Raw genomic sequence first — 20323 nt, 5'->3', positions numbered from 1 at the left:
ATCCGCACCCGCCCGCCCTGCCGCCGGCGCTGCGCGGCACCGCCGCCGACGCCCTGCGGGCCACGCCCGGCGAAGGCCTGCGCGCCACGCCGGGCGAGCAGGTGCGGCCAACGCCCGGCGGCCTGCCGCCAGATCTGCGCCGCCTTGCCCCGTCCGAGATCTTCGAGCGCCCCTCGCCCTCGCCTCGTGAAGCGCCATGGGAGCGGATCGCCGCCCGCCGGGAGATTGGATCGTCCACCGAGCCGTCGCGCCGCCTGGCCTCGCTGGCCGAGGCCGGCCGGGGCCTGCGCGACGCCGGCCGCGCGCTGCAGGGCGTCGGCGAGCGGCCTCGCGCGGCTTCACCCAGCGATCCCCTCGACCGGCGCCTGGCCAGGGCCCGCGACATGGTCAGCCGCGGCCGGCGGGCCTACGCGGCCGCCGAGCGCGCCCTCGACAGCGCCCGCGACGCCATTCCCACCGACTGGGTGGAGCGGGCCCGCGAGCGCATTCCGGGCCTGGGCCGCGCCGATCCGTACGTGCGAGAGACGGCCCGCAAGCTGAGCGTGGCGGTCGGCGAGATCGCCGACTACGCCGACAAGGCCGATCGCCTGCGCGAGATGGCCAGCGACGTGCGCGAGCTGAAGGAGGCCGACGAGGCCCGCGACGACGCCCGCCGCGACCGCGCCCTCGAGCGATTGAAGGCCCGACGCTCCGAAGAATCCCGCGACAGTTCCGAGGGAGACGCCTGATGCCGGCCGAAAGCCGCTTCGTCGGCAATTCGATCGAGGAACTGCTGGTCGCCCTTGCCGAGGGGGTGCGCGAGGCGCAGCTGGCCCTGAACAGCGGCCCCAAGGTCGACGCCAGCGGCGCGCCGATCGGCGGATACCAGCTGCCGTTCCTCGACTTCTCGATCAAGGTCGACATGCAGACCAAGGCCGACAGCGGCGGACGCCCGATCGCCCTGCTGTTCACCGCCAAGGACCAGAACAGCACCAACCAGCAGGTCAGCAGCACGATCAGCGGCCGGCTGGTGGCCACCCCGCCCGGCGAGGGCCTGCCTACGCCGCGCATCGCCGTGTCGGGCGGCGGCAACATCGGCGGAACCGCCACCCTGTCGATCGTGGTCACCAACAGCGCCGGCGAGGTGTTGGCGAACCAGCCGATCGAGCTCAACATCGACGACGCCGCCAGCGTCACCCTGTCGGCGGCGCGGGGCGTGGCCAACTTCGTGCGCCAGCCCGGCACCCGCCTGCAGCAGGCGCTGCTGCGCACCGACGCCAACGGCCGCGCGACCGCCACGCTGTCGATCGTCAAGGAGCCGGCTCGCGCGGTCGTGGTGGTGGTCGCCTCGATCGGGGCGTACAGCGGACGGGGCGTGGTCGGCATGGAGGAAGTGGGATGAGCACCGCCTTCTCCTGGACCGCCCGCCTGACCGACGCCGACGGCAATGCGGCGGCCGGCGCGGGGCTGGACGTCCAGTTGTTCGACCTGAAGGCCGGCGCCTGGGCCAGCGCTTCCAGCGCCAAGACCGCCGCCGACGGCACGGCCAAGGGCGCGGGAAGCATCGCCGACGACACCCTGCCCTTCGCGCCGGCCTTCCGGCTGGTCGAAGGCGCCGGCGTGATCTCGGCCAGCCCCGAATTCACCCGTAACGCCCGCACCGGCGCCCTGGCCATAGACTTCGGTCAGGTCCGGCGCCTGGCGCCCGCCGAGACGGTGATCGCCCGCACCCTGTCTGTCCGCACCTTGCGGACGGCCGCGCCGATCGGCGGGGTGGTGGCCACCGACGCCCCGATCGCCCCGACGGTCGACGCCGCCGCCATCCGGGCCCTGGCGGTCGACGAGACCACCAAGACCTTCACCGCCCGCATCGCCAGGAGCGACCAGGACCTTGCGGCCCGCGACACCCAGATCGCCGCCCAATCCAAGCAGCTGGCCGACAAGGACGCCCAGATCGCCACCCTGCGCGCCGAGAAGGTCGACGTCGCCGCCGTCCGCGCCCAGGCCGCCGACGACACGGCCAAGACCTTCAACGCCCGGCTCCTCCAGCGCGACCAGGACCTGGCGGCGCGCGACAGCCAGCTGGCCGACCGCAGCCGCATCGTCGCCGAGCAGGACAAGGAGATCACGACCCTGCGCGCCACCCTCTTGGCCAAGGACCTCGAGATCGCCGACATCAAGGCGACCCGAACGGCCGACCCGGCCACGGGAGCCGCAGCGACGGGCGCCGGCGCCACGGCAGGGGTGGCGGCGGGCGTGATCAATCCCGCCATCGCCGCCTCGCTGCGGACGGTGGCGGTCACCGACCTCGCGACCACCATGGCCACCCAGCTCGACACCGCCCAGAAAACCCTCAAGCCCACCGGCTTTTCGCTGGGCGCGATCCAGGTCAGCGCCAAGGGCATACTGCGCGACAGCGGCAGCATGGAATTCCTCGACGCCGATACGCTCAAGACCCTGCCGCAGGACTCGCTGAGCGACCTGAAGTTTCAGTTCATTCCCGAGAAGGTCGCCAGCGAGGACGACGGCCCGCGCACGCCCGACGTGCTGCAGCTGACCGAAAGCGCCGTCCGTCGGGTGCTGACCTCGGTGGGGCTGGTGCTGGAGGCCAGCACCGGACCGCGCGGGCTCAATCCCGCCGTCGCCCCCGGCCAGGCCATGGTGCAGTCGCCGGCCGCCGGGACCGTCATCGCCCGGGGCGCCCGAGTAATGGTCATCTTCGCCGATGAACAGGGAGCCTGATCATGGCCCAGGACGCCTCCGACCTGCTCAGCGAAAGCCTGGCCACGCCGCTGGGCGAGGTGATCGCCGCCGTCGGCCGGGGCGTGGCCGAGGCCCAGGCGGCGCTCGACCACGCCTCGCTGGCCGCCACCCTGGCGATGTACGAGGCCGAGGGCGACGAGGGCGTCGAGGCCCTGCGCTCGATCGGCTACCAGCCCACCTTCTACGTGCTGCCCGAGACGACCTGCGAGGTGCAGGTCTCGATGCATATCGGCGGCACGGGCGGCGCCGACGGCAGCGCCGGCACGGCGGGCCAGATCGCGCCGATCGGCAAGGCCCGCACCTACGTCACCCCGGTCGACGCGGCCTTCCAGCAACGCTACGCGTTTCAGGCCAGCGGCGCGGCCAAGCTGACCTTCAAGATCGTCCCGGTCCCGCCCCCCGCCGCCCTCGACGACGCCGCCCCGATGCCGGAAGTGCGCGGCCTGACCGGCGCCGAAGCCGTCGCGGTGATGTCTGCTCGCGGGATCTCGGCGGCCTTCGTCAGCGCCACGGGCGAGACGGTTACAGCCGAGGACGCCGCCAAGCAGACCGTGGCCTCCCAGGACGCCCCGCCCCGAGCGCTGGTGCGTACGACCGGCGCGGTGACGCTGGGGCTGAAGTAGGGGCGACCTTCAGCTCAGCGCCCGTCAGGTCGCCGGTACGGCCTCGATGATCACGAAGGCTTGGGCGTAGGGGTGGTCATCCGTCAGCGACAGGTGGATCACCGGAACCATGCCCTCGGGGATCAGCTGCGCCAGCTTGGCGGCGGCGCCGCCGGTCAGGGCCATGGTCGGCTTGCCCGAGGGCAGGTTGACCACACCCATGTCGCCCAGATGCACGCCCTGCTTAAGGCCGGTGCCCAGGGCCTTGGAACAGGCCTCCTTGGCGGCGAAACGCTTGGCGTAGCTGGAGGCGCGGTCGGGCTTGCGTTCGGACCGCTTGCGCTCGATCTCGGTGAAGACCTTGTTGGTGAAGCGCTCGCCGAAGCGTTCGAGAGTCTTCTCGATGCGGCGGATATCGCTGAGGTCCGAACCGATTCCGATGATCACGCCGCCGTCTCCAACCGTGCGGCGTCCATCAGGGTCCGCATCCGCAGGATAGCCTGGGGCAAGCCCACGAATATCGCTTCACCGATCAGAAAATGGCCGATGTTCAGCTCGACGATCTGCGGGATGGCGGCCACGGGCTTGACCGTGGCGTAGTCGATGCCATGGCCGGCATGGACCTCCAGGCCCAGCGAGGCGGCGAAGGCCGCGCCCGACTTCAGGCGGTCGAGGATGGCGGCGGCGCGCTCGGTCTCGCCTGCGCGGGCGGCGTCGCAATAGGCGCCGGTATGCAGCTCGATCACCTGGGCGCCGACATCGGCCGAGGCCTGGATCTGGGCGTGGTCTGGCTCGATGAACAGCGACACCCGCGCGCCGACGGTGCGCAGGCGGCCGGTGGCGTCGGCGATGCGGCTGGCGCCCTTCACGACGTCGAGGCCGCCCTCGGTGGTCACTTCCTCGCGCCGCTCGGGCACCAGGCAGGCGGCATGCGGCTTGGCGCCCAGCGCGATGCCGACCATCTCGTCGGTGACCGCCATCTCGAAGTTCAGCGGCTTGCCGCGCTTTAGGCAGAGGTCGGTGAGGACGGCGATGTCGGCGTCGCTGATGTGGCGGCGGTCCTCGCGCAGGTGCGCGGTGATGCCGTCGGCCCCGGCCGCCAGGGCCAGCTCGGCGGCGCGCACCGGCTCGGGATAGCTCGACCCGCGCGCGTTGCGGATCGTGGCCACGTGGTCGATGTTGACGCCGAGCCGGAGCATGGGGCTCAGCCCTTCAGCCGGCGGCTGCCCGGATCCTCGATCGGGATCGCGGCCAGTTCGGGCGGCAGGGCGTCGGCCGGATAGGCCGGGACTTCCAGGCTGGCCAGGGCGATCAGCGGCACGCCGACATCGACCTTGCCGCCCGAGCGGTCGACGATGCAGGCGGCGGCGACGACATCGCCGCCGGCGTCCTTGATCGCCTGGATGCATTCGCGCGACGACAGGCCGGTCGTGACGATGTCCTCGACCATCACGACCTTCTGGCCGGGCTCCAGGTGGAAGCCGCGGCGGAACTTGAAGCCGCCGCCCTCGCGCTCGACATAGATCGACGGCACGTTCAGGTGACGGGCGGTCTCGTAGCCGGGGATGATGCCGCCGACGGCGGGCGAAACCGCCACATCGACATGGCCCACCGTGGCCACGATCTTGTCGGCCAGGGCCTTGCACAGCCGCTCGCAGCGCTCGGGCCGCATGAACACCAGGTTCTTCTGCAGGAAGACCGGGCTGTGCAGGCCGCTGGAGAGCACGAAGTGGCCTTCGCGCAGAGCGCCGGCGGCGCGGAATTCGTCGAGGACGTCGTCGTTGGTCATGAGGCGTGGATATAGACCAGCGCGGCGAGTCTACAAACCGCTCTCAAAGGGGCGTAGGACAACCGCCATGAACGACTCCCCTCCCCGCCCTCGTGTCGGCTGCGGCGCGGCCATCATCGACGACCAGGGCCGCATCCTGCTGGTCCAGCGCCGCCGCCAGCCCGAGGCCGGCCACTGGGGCCAGCCGGGTGGCAAGCTCGACTGGGGCGAGCCGGGCCGGACCTGCGCCGAGCGCGAAATCCTTGAGGAACTGGGGATCAAGGTCGTCGCCGGCCCGGTGCTGGCTGTGACCGACATGATCGCGGCCGACAGCCACTGGCTGGCCGTCACCTACCGCGCCGACGGCTGCGTGGGCGAGCCGTCGATCCAGGAGCCCGAAGCCATCGCCGACTGGGGCTGGTTCGCTCTGGATGCCCTGCCCGCGCCCCTGACCCAGGCCACGCGGGACGCGGTGACGGCCCTGCGCGGCGCGACCTGAACTTTTTTCGGCGGGCCGCGTCACACGCGCGGCCCTAGCCTCGTCATGACGGCGCAACCCTCTCAAAGGAGACCCGCCATGACCGCCAAGCTCGATCCCTTCGCCGTCGCTCCCGCCGTGATGAAGTCGTGGTTCACCGCCTCGACCGTGATCGCGGCCAGCCTGGAACCGAGCCTCATCGAACTGGTCAAGATCCGCGCCTCGCAGATCAACGCCTGCGCCAACTGCATCAACATGCATACCGTCGAAGCCCGCGCCCAGGGCGAGACCGAGCAGCGCATCTACCTGCTTTCGGCCTGGCGCGAGGCGCCCTGCTACACGCCCCGCGAACGCGCCGCCCTGGCCTGGACCGAGGCGCTCACCCGCCTGTCGGAAGGCCACACGCAGGAAGCCGCTCACGCCGACCTGGCGGCGCAGTTCACCCAGGAAGAGCAGGTCAAGCTGACCCTGATGGTCAACGTCATCAACGGCTGGAACCGCCTGGCCGTGGGCTTTGGCCTCTGGATCGAGCAGCCGGCCAAGGCGGCTTGAATCCCCCCTCTCCCATAGGAAGAGGTTGGATCTGCTATCCCCGCGTCCGGTCCACCGTCTCGACCGACGGGCAGGTGCGCAGCGCCGCCGAGATGTTGGTCAGGTGCTTGGCGTCGCGCACCTCGACGTCGATGTCTGTGTCGAAGAAGTCGCTCTGCCGGTGGTGCATGCGCAGGTTGACGATATTGCCGCCGGCCTCGCCGATGATCGTGCAGACCTGGCCCAGCACGCCCGGCGCATTGCCGATGGTGGCGTGCAGGCGGGCCAGCGAGACGGTGTCGCGCTCGGCCTCGGGCGTCCAGTTGAGGTCGCGCCAGAGATCCTCGCGCTCCTCATATTCGGCCAGCTTGGGGCAATCGATGGTATGGACGTCCAGACCCCCATCCTGCTCCTTGGCGCCGTCCTCGCGCAGGATGCCGACGATGCGGTCGCCCGGCACAGGGCTGCAGCAGTGGGCGAAATGCAGCGAGACGCCGGGGGTCAGGCCGCCGCCGCGCACATAGAGCCGCGCGCCCTTGCCGCCCTCGATCTTGCGCCGGGCGGTGGCGGCCTCGCGATCGGCGTCGACCATGCCCGGGAAGGCCGTCTCCAGCACCTGGCTCGGCGTCACGCGACCTCGGCCGACAGCGTCGAACAGCGCCTCCTCGCCCTCCAGGGCGAAGCGTTCGAGGATCGGACGCAGCGACACGTCCTTGAGGTTCTTGCCGGCGCGCTCGAAGATCTGCTCGACCGACACCCGGCCCAGGCGCAGGAACTCTTCCTTCTCGGTCTGGCGGATATGACGGCGGATGGCCGAGCGCGCCCGGCCGGTCACCGTCAGCGAGCGCCAGTCAGGCGGCACCACGGGCTTGGAGCCGCGGATCACCTCGACCACGTCGCCGTTGGTCAGAATCGTGCGCAGCGGCTTGAGCTCGCCGTTGATCTTCACGCCGATGCAGGTGTCGCCGACGCTGGTGTGGACCGCATAGGCGAAGTCGAGCGGCATCGCCCCACGCGGCAGGCTGACCAGCTTGCCCTTGGGGGTGAACACGAAGACCTGGTCGAGGAACATCTCAAGCTTGGCGTGCTCGACCAACTCCTCGCTGTCGCCGCCGTGCTCCAGCACCTGCACCAGCTGGCGCAGGTTGGCCAGCGGGTCGCGGCCGCCGGCGGCCTCCATGCCTTCCAGGTCAAGGCCGTAGGAGGCGTCCTTGTAGCGGAAATGGGCGGCGACGCCTTCTTCGTTCACCCGGTCCATCGACTCGGTGCGGATCTGCATCTCGATGCGCATGCCGCGCGGCCCCACCACGGTGGTGTGCAGCGAACGGTAGTTGTTGCGCTTGGGGGTCGAGATGAAGTCCTTGAAGCGGTCGGGCACGCTGGACCAGGCCCGGTGCACGACGCCCAGGGCGCGGTAGCAGTCTTCCTCGCTGTCGACGATCACGCGGAACGCATAGATGTCGGACATCTGCGAGAAGCCGATCGACTTGCGCTGCAGCTTGCGCCAGATCGAATAGGGCGACTTTTCGCGACCGAAGACGCGAGCCGGCAGGTTCGACGACTCCAGGCGGGCCAGGATCTCCTGGGTGACCAGGGCCACGGCTCCGCCCTGCTCGACGCGCAGGGCGTCCAGGCGGCGGACGATGGCGTCGCGGGCGACCGGGTTGGTGTGCTGGAAGGACAGCTCCTCCAGCTCGGTGCAGATGCGGTGGCAGCCGATATTGCGGGCCAGCGGCGCGTAGATGTCGCGCGTCTCGCGGGCGATGCGCTCGCGCTTGGCCTGGTTCTTGATGAAGTGCAGCGTCCGCATGTTGTGCAGACGGTCGGCCAGCTTGACCAGCAGGACGCGGACGTCCTTGGAGATGGCCAGGATGAACTTGCGCAGGTTCTCGGCCTGGCGCGTGTGCTCGGCCTGGAGCTCCAGCTTCGACAGCTTGGTGACGCCCTCGACCAGCTCGGCGATCTCCTCGCCGAACAGCTTGCCGATCTCGTCCTTGGTGACCGGGGTATCCTCGATGACGTCGTGCAGCAGCGCCGTGACGATGGTCGCGGTGTCGAGCCGGTACTCGGTGAGGATGCCCGCCACCTCGATCGGGTGGGCGTAGTAGGGGTCGCCGCTGGCGCGCGTCTGGCTGCCGTGCATGCGCATGGCGAAGACATAGGCGCGATTGAGCAGGGCCTCGTCGGCCGTCGGGTCGTAGGCGTGGACCCGCTCGATCAGCTCGTACTGGCGAAGGAACTTGCGCGGCTTGGGGGCCGGCGGAGCCTCAGGCGCGGCGGCCTGGGGCTCAGACGAAGACGCGCCTGATTCCCCCCCGGAAGACGGAGAGGATTCGGACGCGCGTTCGGACGGAGCGGCGGCGAACGCCGCTTCGATGGCTAGAGGGTCTGCGCCGTCGGGGCTCAGTACCGCTCCTCCTGACCGCCGTCGCGGTCGCTTTGCAGCGCGCGAACGAGTTCCAGTTCGCTCATCTGCATGTGGGTCGGGTCGGCCAGCAGGGCGAGGGTTTCAGCCTCTTCCTCGGCTTCCGAGTGCTCGTCGACGCGCTGCAGCGTGGTGATCAGGTGCTCCTTGAGCCCCTCGTGATCGATCACGTCGTCGGCGATCTCGCGCAGGGCGACGACCGGGTTCTTGTCGTTGTCGCGGTCGACCATCAGGGCCGCACCGGCCGAGATGCCGCGGGCGCGATGCGCCGACAGCAGGACGAGCGCGAAGCGGTTGGGAACCTTCTCGACGCAATCTTCGACGGTGACGCGGGCCATGAATTCCTCGGGCTGACCGTAAGGTCTCTCAAAATAGGGCTCCGTGCGGCGTCACGCAACGCCGCTTCGGTTGTCACCCAGCTTTCGCGAGGCGGCGTGTATGCCTTTTCCGAAAAGCAAAGTCCAGTCGGAACAAGGGCGAGGCTTGGTTGAGCTGATGAACCCACCTCCCCTTTCCGTAAAATCCCCGCTTTCGCGGGACTCTACGGGTGGGGGTGCGGTTTGGCGTCGGCCCCGACCGTCGCCCTCGCGGCTAGGTTGCTTGCGCGCTCCCCCAGCACCGGATGGACCCAGTCGCCCGCCACCTGCGCCAGCGGCCCCATGACAAACAGACGCTCGTGAGCACGCGGGTGGGGGAGGACGAGGTTCCCGTCCGTCACCGTCCGTCCATGGGCGATCAGGTCGAGATCCAGGGTGCGGGCGGCGTTGCGCTCGGACCGGGCGCGGCCGAACCCGGCCTCCACGCGGTGCAGCGCCGCCAGCGCTTCGGCGGGCGAAAGATTAGTCTCAACCAGCACAACACCGTTCAGGTAGGCAGGCCCGGTCGGATCTGGCCAGGCAGCCGAGGTCCACCAGCCCGAACGGGCGACAACCGTCATGCCCTCGCCGCCCAGCGCCGAAACGGCCGCCTCCAACAGAGCCTCGCGACTCGTGTAGGCTCCGGGCAGATTACAGCCGAGGGCGACGACCACGGCCGCATCCAGACCATTTTGATCAAGCCGTTCTTTCAAGGAATTAGACCCGTGACCTTCTATCCGACCGAGCGGTTGGCGCTGTTCATCGACGGGGCCAATCTCTATTCCGCCGCCAAGGCGCTGGGCTTCGACATCGACTACCGCAAGCTTCTCGACGAGTTCAAGAAGCGCGGCCTGCTCGTGCGCGCCTACTACTACACCGCCATCGCCGAGAACGACGACTATTCGCCGATCCGTCCGCTGGTTGACTGGCTGGACTACAACGGCTTCACCCTTGTGACCAAGCCGGCCCGCGAATACACCGACAGCCAGGGCCGCAAGCGCTGGCGCGGCGACATGGACATCGAGATCGCCGTCGACATGCTGCAGATGGCCGACACGGTCGACCATCTGGTGCTGTTCTCGGGCGACGGCGACTTCCGCGCCCTGGTCGAGGCCGTGCAACGCAAAGGCCGCCGGGTCACCGTCGTCTCGACGATGAAGAGCCAGCCGCCGATGACCAGCGACGACCTGCGCCGCCAAGCCGACAACTTCGTCGACCTCAACGACCTGGGAAACATCATCGGCCGTCCGCAACGCGCGCCGCAGCAACGCTACACCTCGGGCGACCAGCGCACGCCCGCCGAACGTGAAGCCGAAGACGAGTACTAGGGGCCGACCAATGCAGCATTCCAACATCGCCGGCGAGGTCGTCCCCTCCCTGGCCGAGCCGCCGCGCGACTGCCCGCTGTGCCCGCGCCTGGTGGCCTATCGCCGCGAGAACCAGGAGCTCTATCCGGACTATTTCAACGGCCCGGCCCCGTCGTTCGGCGACAGGAACGCACGCCTGCTGGTCGTGGGCCTAGCGCCCGGCCGCAAGGGCGCCAACCGCACCGGCCGCCCGTTCACCGGCGACTATGCCGGCACGCTGCTCTACGAGACCCTGATCAAGTACGGCTTCGCCACCGGCAAGTTCGAGGCCCGCATCGACGACTCCCTCCAACTGGTCGGCAGCGCGGTGACCAACGCCGTGCGCTGCGCCCCGCCCGGCAACAAGCCCGAGACCAGCGAGGAGAACACCTGCCGCCCGTTCCTGAAGGCGCGGCTGGACATGTTCCCCAACCTCAAGGCCATCGTCACCCTGGGCGACGTCTCGCGCCGCAATGTGCTCAAGACCCTGGGCCTGAAGGCCTCGGCCGGCATCCCCGGCCATGGCTCGGAGTTCCAGGCGGGGCCCTACCGCATCTTCAACAGCTATCATTGCTCGCGGCTCAACACGAACACCGGACGCCTGACGACGCCGATGTTCGAGGAACTGTTCGCGCGGGTGCGAGCCTATGTGGACGCGGCCGACTAAGCTGCTCGCCGCACACGATCGAGGGTGATCAGGCCGTCGAGGTTATGACGGACCTCGATCGTCCACTCGCGGTTCTCGAGCGGGAAGCTGACGGCGCCGTCCTGCAGCATCACCCCGTGCTGAAAATGGACCTTGTCCAGCAAGGCCGAGACCGCGTCGACGCAGCCCCGCACGGCTTCGTCGGCTGCGGCGACATCAAACGCTCCGTTCCAAGCCACCACCTCGCGGACGCCGCTCGACAGCCGGGAGAACCCCAGGAATTTGCCGCGCGCCCGCCAGTCGCGGATCGCCTCGTTGACGACCGACGGGGCCGCGAGGTCTGAAAGCTTCGGCGCTTCGAGGTGGCCAAACAGCCGCGTAGCCAGCGCCTGCACGACGGCCTTGGCCCGACCGGTTCGGGCCGAAGCGGTTTCGCCCTGGAGGGCCAAGGCGAGATAGGTCTCGACATAGTCGGGGAACTCGATCGCTGCGCCGGACGCCTCCACGGCGAAGGCCGCGGCCTCCCTGGCCAGACCAGCGTCCACGTCGCTCAACAGGTCGACCAGGCCCCGGACGGCGGCGCGAGCCGGATAGTCCATGAGCTGGAAGACCGGCGCCTCGGCGACGCCCAACTTCGCCAGCAGCTCCGCGCCTCGCGCCAGATCGGCCTGGGTCAGCAGTCCATACCTGGCCAGGACCCGCTGCGCCTCGACCAGGGCGGGACCTTCAGGCGACCGCTCGGCCGCGATGACGGCTTCCAGGTCATCCGTGCGCAAAGTGGTCAGCTTGACCGGACTTACCAACAGCTGCAGCCCCGGCAGCAGCACCAGGCGCGCGCCATGCAGGCCGAACGCCGCCTGGGCCAGCAGTTCCGTCTCGTCCGCAAAGGCGAAGCGCGCGCTGGCGTCGCCGATCGCCCAGGACAGCCATTCCAGCCCGCGAGGAACGAGGCTGAGGACGCTCTGGGATCGCTTCGAAAGATCCGCAGGCTGCCGCAGGATCCGGGAACTAACCGAAACGACCATGGACAAACTCCTCACGCGCGCCGCGCACCTCGCACCAAACGGGTGCGCCAGCGCCTCACAACCGGAGTTATCGCCGAAAATCCTAAGAGGCCGTGACGATCCGCCGCGTCTAGCGCTTCGTCGTCCAGCCGTTGTCGGCCAGCCAGTCGCGTAAGCGATCGGGCCAGGCCTTGATCGCGGCCTTGTCGGTGCGAAAGCCCATGTTGAAGGCGTGGCCGCCGCTCTGGAACAGGTGGAACTCCACCGGAACCTTGGCGGCGCGGAACTTCGAAAGCAGCTCCACCGGCGGGATCGAGCAGCAATCGTCGTCGTCGGCGGCCAGGATGAAGGCCGGTGGCGCATCGGCCGGGATCTTGTCTGGGACGCCAACCGGACCGGGATAGATCAGCACCTGGAAGTCGGGTCGGCCGCTGACCGCGTCCACCGTGTCGACCTTCGGATCTTTCGCCGTCGAACCATAGATGGCCAGGTCGACGACCTCGCCGCCGCCCGAGAAGCCCATCAGGCCGATCTTATTGGGATCCACGCCCAGCTCAGCGGCGCGAGAGCGCACCACGCGCACGGCCCGCACCGCGTCCTGGCGGGCGTGGTCGATCGTGTAGGGCGAGCCTTCCTCCTGGCTCAGGCGGTACTTCAGCACGAACACCGCCACGCCCATGGGGTTCAGCACCTTGGCGACGTCGGTCCCTTCCGGGTGGATGACCAGCATCTTGTGACCACCGCCCGGCAGCACGATCACCGCCGCGCCGGTGGCCTTGTCGGCCGGCGGCAGATACGCCGTCACCGACGGGTCGTTGATCGACTTGGCCCAGTACTCGGCCGCCTGCTCGGGAATGGCCTTGCGAGCCTCGAAGCCTGGCGCGCCGTTCGGCCACAAGGCCACGCGCTGCTGGGCCTCCGCTATGGCGGGCAGAGCCAGCGCTACAACGGCGGCGAGAACGATCCGGCGCATCACAGCTTCACCGTCCGGCCCTCGCGAGCCGCCTTGTAGATGGCCTCAATGATCCGCAGGTCCTTCAGCCCCTCCTCGCCCGGCACGATCGGGTCGCGGCCGGTGAGGATGCATTCCGACAGGTGGTCCAACTGGCCGGCGAACTGGCTTTTCTTCACCGCTGGCGGCGTGCGCGCCTTGGCCTGGCCGTCCAGATTGGCCCGCATCGCCTGGCCGCCGTAGCTGGTGGCCGGATCGATCTCGACCCAGCCCTTGGGCCCCGACACCCGATAGCGGTTGCAGTTGGCGCTGTAGGTCGAGACGCAGTTGGCCGTCGCCCCCGAGGGGAACAGCAGCTGGAAATTGATGGTGTCTTCGACCTCCGCGAACACCGGGTTCCTGCGATCGGTAGACTCCATAGCGTTGACCGCGATCGGCTCCTCGCCGGTCAGATAGCGAGCGGCGTTGAGGCTGTAGATGCCGATGTCCATCAGACTGCCCCCGCCCGACAGCGCCTTCTTCACCCGCCACATGTTCGGATCGCTGGCGGTCCAGCCATGGTCGGCGACGATGGTCGCCACCGGTCCCAGCGCCCCGCCCCGCGCCAGCGCTATGGCGTCCAGATTGTGCGGCTCGAAGCGGCTGCGATAGCCGATCATCAGCTTGCGACCGGCGGCCTTGCAGGCGGCGATCATCGCCTCGCCGTCGGCGACCGAGGTCGCCATCGGCTTTTCGCACATCACGTGCTTGCCGGCCCTGGCCGCCCGCTCGGTGAAGGTGCGGTGCAGGCTGTTGGGCGTGACCACATAGACGATATCGACGGCCGGATCGTCGATGATCCGGTCGAAGGTCTCGTAGGAATAGCGGCTCCTTTCCGGGACGCCGTACTGGGCGCCGTACTTGGCCAGCTTCTCGGGCGTGCCGCTGACCAGGGCGGTCAGCCTGGAGTGCTCGCACTCGGCGAACCGCGGCATGATGATCTGGGTGGCGTAGTAGCCCAGACCCAGCATGGCGTAGCCCAGCTTGCGGCCCTCCGCCTTGGCCTGGGCCAGCGCGGCCGCGGGGGCCGTCATCGCCAGCGCTCCGACGGCAAGGCCGCCCTGCAGGAACGTGCGCTTGTCCATCGCCCTCTCCTCTTTCTCTACCAGACCAGTCCGGTCGTCTTCAGCCGCACCCTGGCCAAGGTCTTGTCGGCGGTCAGGAAGAGGGTCCTGCCGTCCTCGCCGAAGGCGCAGTTGGCGATCGGACCGCCGGTCTCGATCACGCCGATCAGGTCGCCCGCTGGAGCGATCACCAAAACGCCGCCCGGGCCGGTGGCGTAGAGCCGCCCCTCTGTGTCCAGGCACATGCCGTCGGGCAGGCCCGGACCGCCGGCCTTGTGCAGGGCGGCCGCGTCGAAGAACACCTGGCGCGAGGTCGGCAGGCCGTCGGCGCCCAGGTCGTAGGCCATGATCACCGGCCCGCCAGGATCGGAGACGGCCACGTAGAGGCGCTTCTCGTCGGGGCTCAGGGCCACGCCGTTGGGGAAGGTCAACTTGTCGTCGACCACCGCCAGCGAACCGTCGGTGCGCAGCAGGTAGACGCCGTTGAAGGCCAGTTCCTTGACCGGCGAGGCGTCCAGCCCCTCAAGGCCATAGGGCGGATCGGTGAAGTAGATCGCGCCCGACTTGGCCACGGCCAGATCGTTGGGACTGTTGAAGCGCTTGCCCTGATAGCGGTCGACGACGACCGAACGGGCCTTGGTCTTCAGATCGAGCTTCGTGATCGCCCGATAGCCATGATTGCAGACCAAGAGGTCGCCCTTGGCGTCCAGGGCCATGCCGTTCGAGCCCGGCTCGCGGAAAATCTTGGTCGGCGGACCGTCATAGCCGGAGGGCGAAAGGAAGACGCTTTTGCCGTCCTGCTCGCTCCAGCGATACATGATGTTGGCCGGCACGTCCGAGAAGACGAGGTAGCGGCCTTCCTTCACCCACACCGGCCCTTCGGACCAGACAAAGCCGTCGGCCAGCGTCTCGATCCTGGCGTCGGGGGCGATCACCGCGTCGAGCGCGGGCGACAGGCGGCGGATCGAACCCAGGGTCGGGCGGGCTGCGACTTCAGCGGACATGGAAAGGCCTCCGGCGGCGATGGCGGCGCCAGCTCCCAGAGCCAGCGTGACGGTGCGGCGCGTCGCGGTCATGCGTCAGGCCTCCCTTTTTGGTTCTTGCTTATGACAGCGATGTCATAGCAATGCCCGCCCAGGTTGGCGAGACGTCTTCGGCGACGCGCAGCGCGATTTGGGATTTCAGGAGCGAACGCGGGGCGCCGCGTCCAGCCAGCGAGCATAAGCCGCTTCGCGGGCGTGGACGGCCATGGCGGGTTTCAGGTCCTCGGCCGAAGGGCGCGCCCTGGCGGCGTCCTCCAGCGTCTCATAGACCCCCGCCCCCAGCCCCGCGAACAGCGCCGCGCCGAGCGCCGTGGTCTCCTGATAGCTCGACCGCGCCACCGGCAGGCCCGTCAGGTCCGAGAGACGCTGGCTGAACCAGGCGCTCTTGGACATGCCGCCGTCGATACGCAATCGGGCCTCGCCGAGGAAGGCGTCGGGCGCGTCGGCCCGCATGGCCTCGATAAGGTCACGGCTCTGCAGGGCGCAGGCGTCGTAGGTGGCGGCGGCGATCTCGGGCAGGCCGGCGTCGCGGGTCAGGCCGAAGATCGCCCCCCGCGCCTTGGCGTCCCACCAGGGCGCGCCCAGACCAGTGAAGGCGGGCACCACGACAACGCCGTGGTCGGCCTTGGCCGCGCGGGCCAGGGCCTCGGCGGCGCGCGGACCGCCGGTGATGCCCAGCCCCTCGCCCAGCCACTGGATCGCCGCGCCGGCCACGAAGATCGAGCCTTCCAGGGCGTAGGTCGCCTGGCCGTCCACCCGCGCCGCCACGGTGGTCAGCAGGCGCGAGGCCGAGACCGCCCGGGTGGTCCCGGTGTTGATCAGCATGAAGCAGCCGGTGCCGTAGGTGGCCTTCATCTCGCCGGGATGGATGCAGCCCTGCCCCATCAGCGCCGCCTGCTGGTCGCCGGCCACGCCGCGGATCGGCAGCGGGCGGCCCAGCACCTGGGCGCCGACCTCGCCGAAGTCGGCCGCGCAGTCCAGAACCTCCGGCAGCAGCGAGCGCGGCACGCCGAACAGCTCCAGCATCTCGTCCGACCAGTCCTGGGCCTGGATATCGAACAGCAGGGTTCGCGAGGCGTTGGTCGCGTCGGTGACGTGGCGCGCGCCGCCCGTGAGCTTCCAGATCGTCCACGCATCCATCGTCCCGGCCAGCAACCGGCCGGCCTCGGCCTTGGCGCGGGCGCCGGGCACGTTGTCGAGCAGCCAGGCGATCTTGGTCGCCGAGAAATAGGGATCGAGCAGCAGGCCGGTGACGGCAGTCACCTGCGCTTCCTTGCCGTCCTTGCGAAGTTTCTCGCAGATCTCGGCGGTGCGGCGGTCCTGCCACACGATAGCCGGATGGATCGGGCGGCCGGTGGACTTGTCCCAGACCACCACGGTCTCGCGCTGGTTGGTGATGCCAAGCGCCACGACCTCGTCGAGCGCTGCGCCCGACTTTTCGACCGCCTCGCGGATAACCGCCACGCAGGCCGCCGCGATCTCCTCGGCGTCGTGCTCGACCCAGCCGTCATGGGGATAGCTCTGGCGCAGCGGACGCCCGGCCTCGGCCACCGCCCGGCCCTCGTGATCGAACAGGATGGCCCGGGTGCTGGTCGTTCCCTGGTCAAGAGCCAGGATCAGTGCTCGCCCCATACGCGTTTCCTCTTTCACGCCCCCGGATTCACCTGCGACAGAGCGCCGCTAGTCTCCCGGTTCCATGGCTTGACCTGTTTAAGCATGTTTTCATCTGGGAACACCAAGGTGCCCACAGTCCCGTTTGGCGCCCGAGGAGGGTTGTGAGCCAGGCCGCCCAGACCGCCGAGCTTCTTTCCCTGGCCCGCAGCCGCGAGCCGGAGGACCGTGAGCGGCTGCTCGCCGGCATTGTCGACCTTTGCGAAACCGGAGAGGCGCAAGGCAAGCCGGCCGCGCCCGAGATCCAGGTCCTTCTCGATTCGATCTTCATGACCCTGGTGGTCGAGGCCGAGCGCGAGATCCGCCAGCGCCTGGCCGAGCGTCTGGCCGACGCGGCCTGGGCCCCGTCGGCCCTGGTCAACATCCTGGCCCTCGACGAGATCGAGATCGCCCGCCCGATCATCGCCCGCAGCCCGGTGCTGCAGGACCACGACCTGATCCGCCTGCTGGTGCAGGCCACGCTCGAACATCAGATCGAGGTCGCCCGCCGCCCGAACCTGCGCGCGCCCGTGGTCGAGGCCATCCTGTCGCAGAGCGAGCCGGCGGTGATGACCGCCCTGGCCGGGAACGCCACCGCCGAGATCAACCAGGACGCCATGGGCCGCCTGGTGGCCCAGGCCAAGGAGGTCGTGGCCCTCCGCTCGCCCCTCGCCCGCCACCCCGGCCTGTCGCCCCTGCTGGCCGAACAGCTCTATCTGTGGGTCGGCCGCGCCCTGCGCGAAGCGCTGACCGGGCGCTTCGACCTCGACCCGGCCAGAATGCAGGCCGCCGTCGACGAGGCCACCCACGCCGCGCACCTGGGGCTGCTGCCCTCCGCCCCCGCCGCCCTGGCCATCGAGGACGAGGCCGATCGCGAGGAAATGGAGGCGGCGCTGGTCGAGAAGCTCGACGCCGCCGGCCAGCTGCGGCCCGGCTACCTGCTGCGGGTGCTGCGCGAAGGCCGGCTGCCGCTGTTCGTGTTCGCCATGGCGCGCCTAGGCCGCTTCGACGTGCGCCAGGTGCGCCGAGCCATCGACAGCAACCGCCCCGAACTGCTGGCCCTGGCCTGCTCGGCCGTCGGCATCGACCGCAGTGTCTTTCCGACCATTCTGGAGCATGTGCGCCAGCTGAACGGCGGCCGTCCCGGCGGCGGCGCCGAAGCCGCCCGCAAGGCCAGCGGCGCCTTCGGCCCGTTCCGTCCCGACATCGCCGCCATGGCCTTCCGTCAGGCCGTCAGCGCCGCCTGACGGAGTCAGGCAAGACCGCCGTTTGACAAGCAAGCGGCGATCCCGCCACTTGGGGCGGCATGTTCCAAGCCCAGCCGTACTCGACTCGCCTGACCTTCAAGGCCAGCGACCGCCCCGAAGCCCAGGAAGCCCGCGAGCGCCTGGCCGCCCGCTACGGCGACGCCGGCGATGACGCCCAGATCGTCGTCGCCCTCGGCGGCGACGGCTTCATGCTGGAAATGCTGCACGAGACGATCCTGAACCAGAAGCCGATCTACGGCATGAACCGCGGCTCGGTCGGCTTCCTGATGAACGAGTACAGCGAGGACGACCTGCTGGGGCGGATCAACGCCGCCGAACGCGCCGTCATCCACCCCCTGGCCATGGTCGCCATCGACTCGCGCCGTCGCCAGCACCGGGCGCTGGCCATCAACGAGGTTTCGATGCTGCGCCAGACCCGCCAGACGGCCAAGCTGCGCATCTCGATCGACGGCAAGGTGCGGATGGGCGAACTGGTCTGCGACGGCGCCCTGGTGGCGACTCCGGCCGGCTCGACCGCCTACAATCTCTCGGCTCACGGGCCGATCATCCCTCTCGGCGCCCAGGTGCTGGCCCTGACCCCGATCAGCGCTTTTCGACCCAGGCGGTGGCGGGGCGCGCTTTTGCCGCAGAGCGCGAGGGTGACGTTCGAGGTGCTGGAATGCGATAAGAGACCTGTCAGCGCCGTGGCCGACAACTATGAAGTCCGCGACGTCGTCGAGGTGCATATCTCCGAGGACCGGGGTTCGACCCTGTCGATGCTGTTCGACGCGGGCCGCAGTCTCGAGGAGCGCGTACTGACAGAACAGTTCTCGGCCTAGCCGGGAACGTCGGAAACCCGACGCTTGGCTGTGGAGTGAAACCTTCGTCTCACTCATTGTTAACGCCTGTCGTGTGACCGTTCCCTAAGTAACGCCGACGGGGAGGCGACCCGATGAACAAGCCCACCGCTGAGGTGATCCAGGTGCCGAACATGCTCAAGCTCAAGGTGGGCGGACGCGGCGGCATCGACATGGCCGCGATCGCCAAGGCCGAAGCCGCGCTCAAGAGCCTTTCGGGTAATTTCGCCCAGTGGCTCAACGACGAGATCGTCAAGCTGGAAGCCGCCCGCCAGGGCGTGCGCGCCGACGGCCTCAACGCCCAGACGGTCGAGACCCTCTACCTGCGCGCCCACGACCTGAAGGGCCTGGGCGCCACCTACGAGTTTCCGCTGATCACGCGCCTGGCCGCTTCGCTGTGCAAGCTGATCGACGATCCGGCCACCCGCCTGCAGGCGCCGATGTTCCTGGTCGACGCCCACATCGACGCGATCAAGGCCTGCGTCCGCGACGACATCAAGACCGACGAGCACCCCGTGGGCCGCGCCCTGGCGCTGGAGCTGGAAGGCCGCGTGGCCGAATATCTGGCCGGCTGATCGGCCAGGATCCATAAGCTGAAAACAGGAAAGCCGGGGCCCTCGCCCCGGCTTTCTTCGTTCCGGCTACTCGCCGATCCCGTTCAGGCGCTTGGCGGCCAGCACGGTGTTGGCCAGCAGGCAGGCGATGGTCATGGGGCCCACGCCGCCGGGCACGGGGGTGATGGCCGAGGCCACAGCCTTGACCTCGTCGAAGGCCACATCGCCGACCAGGCGGGTCTTGCCGTCTTCCTTGGGGATTCGGTTGATGCCGACGTCGATGACCACCGCGCCCGGCTTGATCCAGTCGGCCTTGACCATCTGCGCACGGCCGACGGCGGCCACGACGATATCGGCCTCGCGGACGACGGCCGGCAGGTCCTTGGTGCGCGAGTGGGCGATGGTGACGGTGCAGTCGGCGGCCAGAAGCAGTTGGGCCATCGGCTTGCCCATCAGGTTCGAGCGGCCGATGACCACGGCGCGCTTGCCCGACAGTTCGCCCAGTTGGTCGCGCAGCAGCATCATGCAGCCGGTCGGGGTGCAGGGCGTCAGGGCCGGCAGGCCGCTGGCCAGGCGGCCGGCATTGGCCACGGTCAGGCCGTCGACGTCCTTGTCGGGCGAGATGGCCGCGACCACGGCGGCCTGGCTGATGTGATCGGGCACCGGGAACTGCACCAGCACGCCGTGCACGGCCGGATCGGAGTTCAGCCGCTCGACCAGGGCCAGCAGTTCGGCCTGCGAGGTTTCAGCCGGCAGGCGATGGGTTTCGGAGTGCATGCCCGCTTCCAGGGTCTGCTCGCCCTTGCTGCGCACATAGACCTGGCTGGCCGGGTCCTCGCCCACCAGCACGACGGCAAGGCCGGGCGTCAGGCCATGCTCGGCCTTCAGGACCGCGACCTCGGCGGCGATGGTCTGGCGCAGGCGGGCGGCGAAGGCCTTCCCGTCGATGATGGCGGCTTCTGACATGTGGGGGCGCTCCTGTGCGCGCTCCCCTATCGCCTCGACCGCCTGGGTGCAAC

23 protein-coding genes are annotated in these 20323 nt (G+C 69.3%); 11 read left to right on the top strand and 12 right to left on the bottom strand.

Annotated features, from left to right (window positions below; genetic code table 11):
* From DDF67_RS25430 to DDF67_RS02650, 4 genes are all read left to right on the top strand, one after another.
* Positions 1–728 (top strand): hypothetical protein (locus tag DDF67_RS25430; protein ID WP_199229122.1); only part of this gene is annotated, 728 nt, incomplete at its 5' end.
* Positions 728–1381 (top strand): hypothetical protein, encoded by a 654-nt coding sequence (locus DDF67_RS02660; protein WP_109099410.1) that lies wholly within the window; start codon positions 728–730, stop codon positions 1379–1381. The genes DDF67_RS25430 and DDF67_RS02660, both read left to right, overlap by 1 nt.
* Positions 1378–2721, top strand: a complete 1344-nt coding sequence (locus tag DDF67_RS02655) for a PASTA domain-containing protein (RefSeq protein ID WP_109099409.1) — start codon at positions 1378–1380, stop codon at positions 2719–2721. The genes DDF67_RS02660 and DDF67_RS02655 overlap by 4 nt, the downstream gene beginning before the upstream one ends.
* A gap of 2 nt (positions 2722–2723) precedes the next feature.
* Positions 2724–3365 carry a PASTA domain-containing protein gene (locus DDF67_RS02650; protein ID WP_109099408.1) on the top strand — a complete coding sequence of 214 codons (642 nt, stop codon included), beginning with the start codon at positions 2724–2726 and terminating at the stop codon, positions 3363–3365.
* 24 nt (positions 3366–3389) lie between these two features.
* Here the strand turns inward: DDF67_RS02650 and acpS are convergent, their stop codons facing one another.
* The 3 genes from acpS to pyrE are packed head-to-tail and all read right to left on the bottom strand — an operon-like array spanning position 3390 to position 5133.
* Positions 3390–3791 (bottom strand): holo-ACP synthase, encoded by a 402-nt coding sequence (gene acpS / locus DDF67_RS02645; protein WP_109099407.1) that lies wholly within the window; start codon positions 3789–3791, stop codon positions 3390–3392.
* Positions 3788–4543 carry a pyridoxine 5'-phosphate synthase gene (locus DDF67_RS02640; protein WP_109099406.1) on the bottom strand — a complete coding sequence of 252 codons (756 nt, stop codon included), beginning with the start codon at positions 4541–4543 and terminating at the stop codon, positions 3788–3790. Before DDF67_RS02640 ends, acpS begins: the two co-directional genes overlap by 4 nt.
* A gap of 5 nt (positions 4544–4548) precedes the next feature.
* Positions 4549–5133 (bottom strand): orotate phosphoribosyltransferase, encoded by a 585-nt coding sequence (gene pyrE / locus DDF67_RS02635; protein ID WP_109099405.1) that lies wholly within the window; start codon positions 5131–5133, stop codon positions 4549–4551.
* A 67-nt stretch (positions 5134–5200) separates the two neighbouring features.
* On the opposite strand from pyrE, the gene DDF67_RS02630 reads away from it, so the two are divergent.
* The gene (locus DDF67_RS02630) at positions 5201–5611 is read left to right on the top strand and encodes an NUDIX domain-containing protein (protein WP_109099404.1); all 411 of its coding nucleotides are present in this window, start codon (positions 5201–5203) and stop codon (positions 5609–5611) included.
* A gap of 78 nt (positions 5612–5689) precedes the next feature.
* Complete coding sequence (locus DDF67_RS02625; protein ID WP_109099403.1) at positions 5690–6142, top strand: carboxymuconolactone decarboxylase family protein; 453 nt, start codon at positions 5690–5692, stop codon at positions 6140–6142.
* 34 nt (positions 6143–6176) lie between these two features.
* Here DDF67_RS02625 and DDF67_RS02620 read toward each other — a convergent pair whose 3' ends face one another.
* The 3 genes from DDF67_RS02620 to folK all read right to left on the bottom strand — a co-directional run bounded on the left by DDF67_RS02620 (position 6177) and on the right by folK (position 9615).
* Positions 6177–8342, bottom strand: coding sequence for a RelA/SpoT family protein (locus DDF67_RS02620; RefSeq protein WP_109099402.1), 2166 nt, complete (start codon positions 8340–8342; stop codon positions 6177–6179).
* 182 nt (positions 8343–8524) lie between these two features.
* On the bottom strand, positions 8525–8884 hold the full coding sequence (gene rpoZ / locus DDF67_RS02615; RefSeq protein ID WP_058350513.1) for a DNA-directed RNA polymerase subunit omega: 360 nt from the start codon (positions 8882–8884) through the stop codon (positions 8525–8527).
* Positions 8885–9087: 203 nt separating this feature from the next.
* Positions 9088–9615 carry a 2-amino-4-hydroxy-6-hydroxymethyldihydropteridine diphosphokinase gene (gene folK, locus DDF67_RS02610; RefSeq protein WP_109099401.1) on the bottom strand — a complete coding sequence of 176 codons (528 nt, stop codon included), beginning with the start codon at positions 9613–9615 and terminating at the stop codon, positions 9088–9090.
* 12 nt (positions 9616–9627) lie between these two features.
* Between folK and DDF67_RS02605 the strand changes: the two genes are divergently transcribed.
* Positions 9628–10230: a LabA-like NYN domain-containing protein gene (locus tag DDF67_RS02605; protein ID WP_058350515.1), complete on the top strand. Its 603-nt coding sequence runs from the start codon at positions 9628–9630 to the stop codon at positions 10228–10230.
* Between the two features lie 10 nt (positions 10231–10240).
* A complete protein-coding gene (locus DDF67_RS02600) occupies positions 10241–10915 on the top strand; it encodes a uracil-DNA glycosylase (RefSeq protein ID WP_109099400.1) in 675 nt (224 codons plus the stop codon).
* Here the strand turns inward: DDF67_RS02600 and DDF67_RS02595 are convergent.
* From DDF67_RS02595 to glpK, 5 genes are all read right to left on the bottom strand, one after another.
* Entirely contained in the window at positions 10912–11919 is a 1008-nt protein-coding gene (locus DDF67_RS02595) for a hypothetical protein (RefSeq protein ID WP_109099399.1), read from the bottom strand. The genes DDF67_RS02600 and DDF67_RS02595 overlap by 4 nt on opposite strands.
* A 109-nt stretch (positions 11920–12028) precedes the next feature.
* Positions 12029–12871 carry an alpha/beta hydrolase gene (locus tag DDF67_RS02590; protein WP_109099398.1) on the bottom strand — a complete coding sequence of 281 codons (843 nt, stop codon included), beginning with the start codon at positions 12869–12871 and terminating at the stop codon, positions 12029–12031.
* Positions 12871–13974: a Gfo/Idh/MocA family protein gene (locus DDF67_RS02585; RefSeq protein WP_109099397.1), complete on the bottom strand. Its 1104-nt coding sequence runs from the start codon at positions 13972–13974 to the stop codon at positions 12871–12873. Before DDF67_RS02585 ends, DDF67_RS02590 begins: the two co-directional genes overlap by 1 nt.
* Before the next feature lie 17 nt (positions 13975–13991).
* A complete protein-coding gene (locus DDF67_RS02580; protein ID WP_233247511.1) occupies positions 13992–15029 on the bottom strand; it encodes an SMP-30/gluconolactonase/LRE family protein in 1038 nt (345 codons plus the stop codon).
* A gap of 105 nt (positions 15030–15134) precedes the next feature.
* Positions 15135–16628: a glycerol kinase GlpK gene (gene glpK, locus DDF67_RS02575; RefSeq protein WP_109099396.1), complete on the bottom strand. Its 1494-nt coding sequence runs from the start codon at positions 16626–16628 to the stop codon at positions 15135–15137.
* A 143-nt stretch (positions 16629–16771) separates the two neighbouring features.
* Here glpK and DDF67_RS02570 point away from each other — a divergent pair, with 143 nt between their 5' ends.
* The 3 genes from DDF67_RS02570 (at position 16772) to DDF67_RS02560 (ending at position 19325) form a co-directional block, all read left to right on the top strand.
* Positions 16772–17893, top strand: a complete 1122-nt coding sequence (locus DDF67_RS02570; protein ID WP_109099395.1) for a DUF2336 domain-containing protein — start codon at positions 16772–16774, stop codon at positions 17891–17893.
* 59 nt (positions 17894–17952) lie between these two features.
* Entirely contained in the window at positions 17953–18732 is a 780-nt protein-coding gene (locus DDF67_RS02565) for an NAD kinase (RefSeq protein ID WP_109099394.1), read from the top strand.
* Positions 18733–18845: 113 nt separating this feature from the next.
* Entirely contained in the window at positions 18846–19325 is a 480-nt protein-coding gene (locus DDF67_RS02560; RefSeq protein WP_109099393.1) for an Hpt domain-containing protein, read from the top strand.
* Between the two features lie 66 nt (positions 19326–19391).
* Here the strand turns inward: DDF67_RS02560 and folD are convergent, their stop codons facing one another.
* Entirely contained in the window at positions 19392–20270 is an 879-nt protein-coding gene (folD, locus tag DDF67_RS02555) for a bifunctional methylenetetrahydrofolate dehydrogenase/methenyltetrahydrofolate cyclohydrolase FolD (protein WP_109099392.1), read from the bottom strand.
* Positions 20271–20323: the final 53 nt, after the last annotated feature.

The sequence above is a fragment of the Caulobacter endophyticus genome, from assembly GCF_003116815.1.
Lineage (GTDB): Bacteria > Pseudomonadota > Alphaproteobacteria > Caulobacterales > Caulobacteraceae > Caulobacter > Caulobacter endophyticus.
Note: the sequence above shows the minus strand (reverse complement) of the source record. Positions and strands in the feature narration are given on the sequence as shown.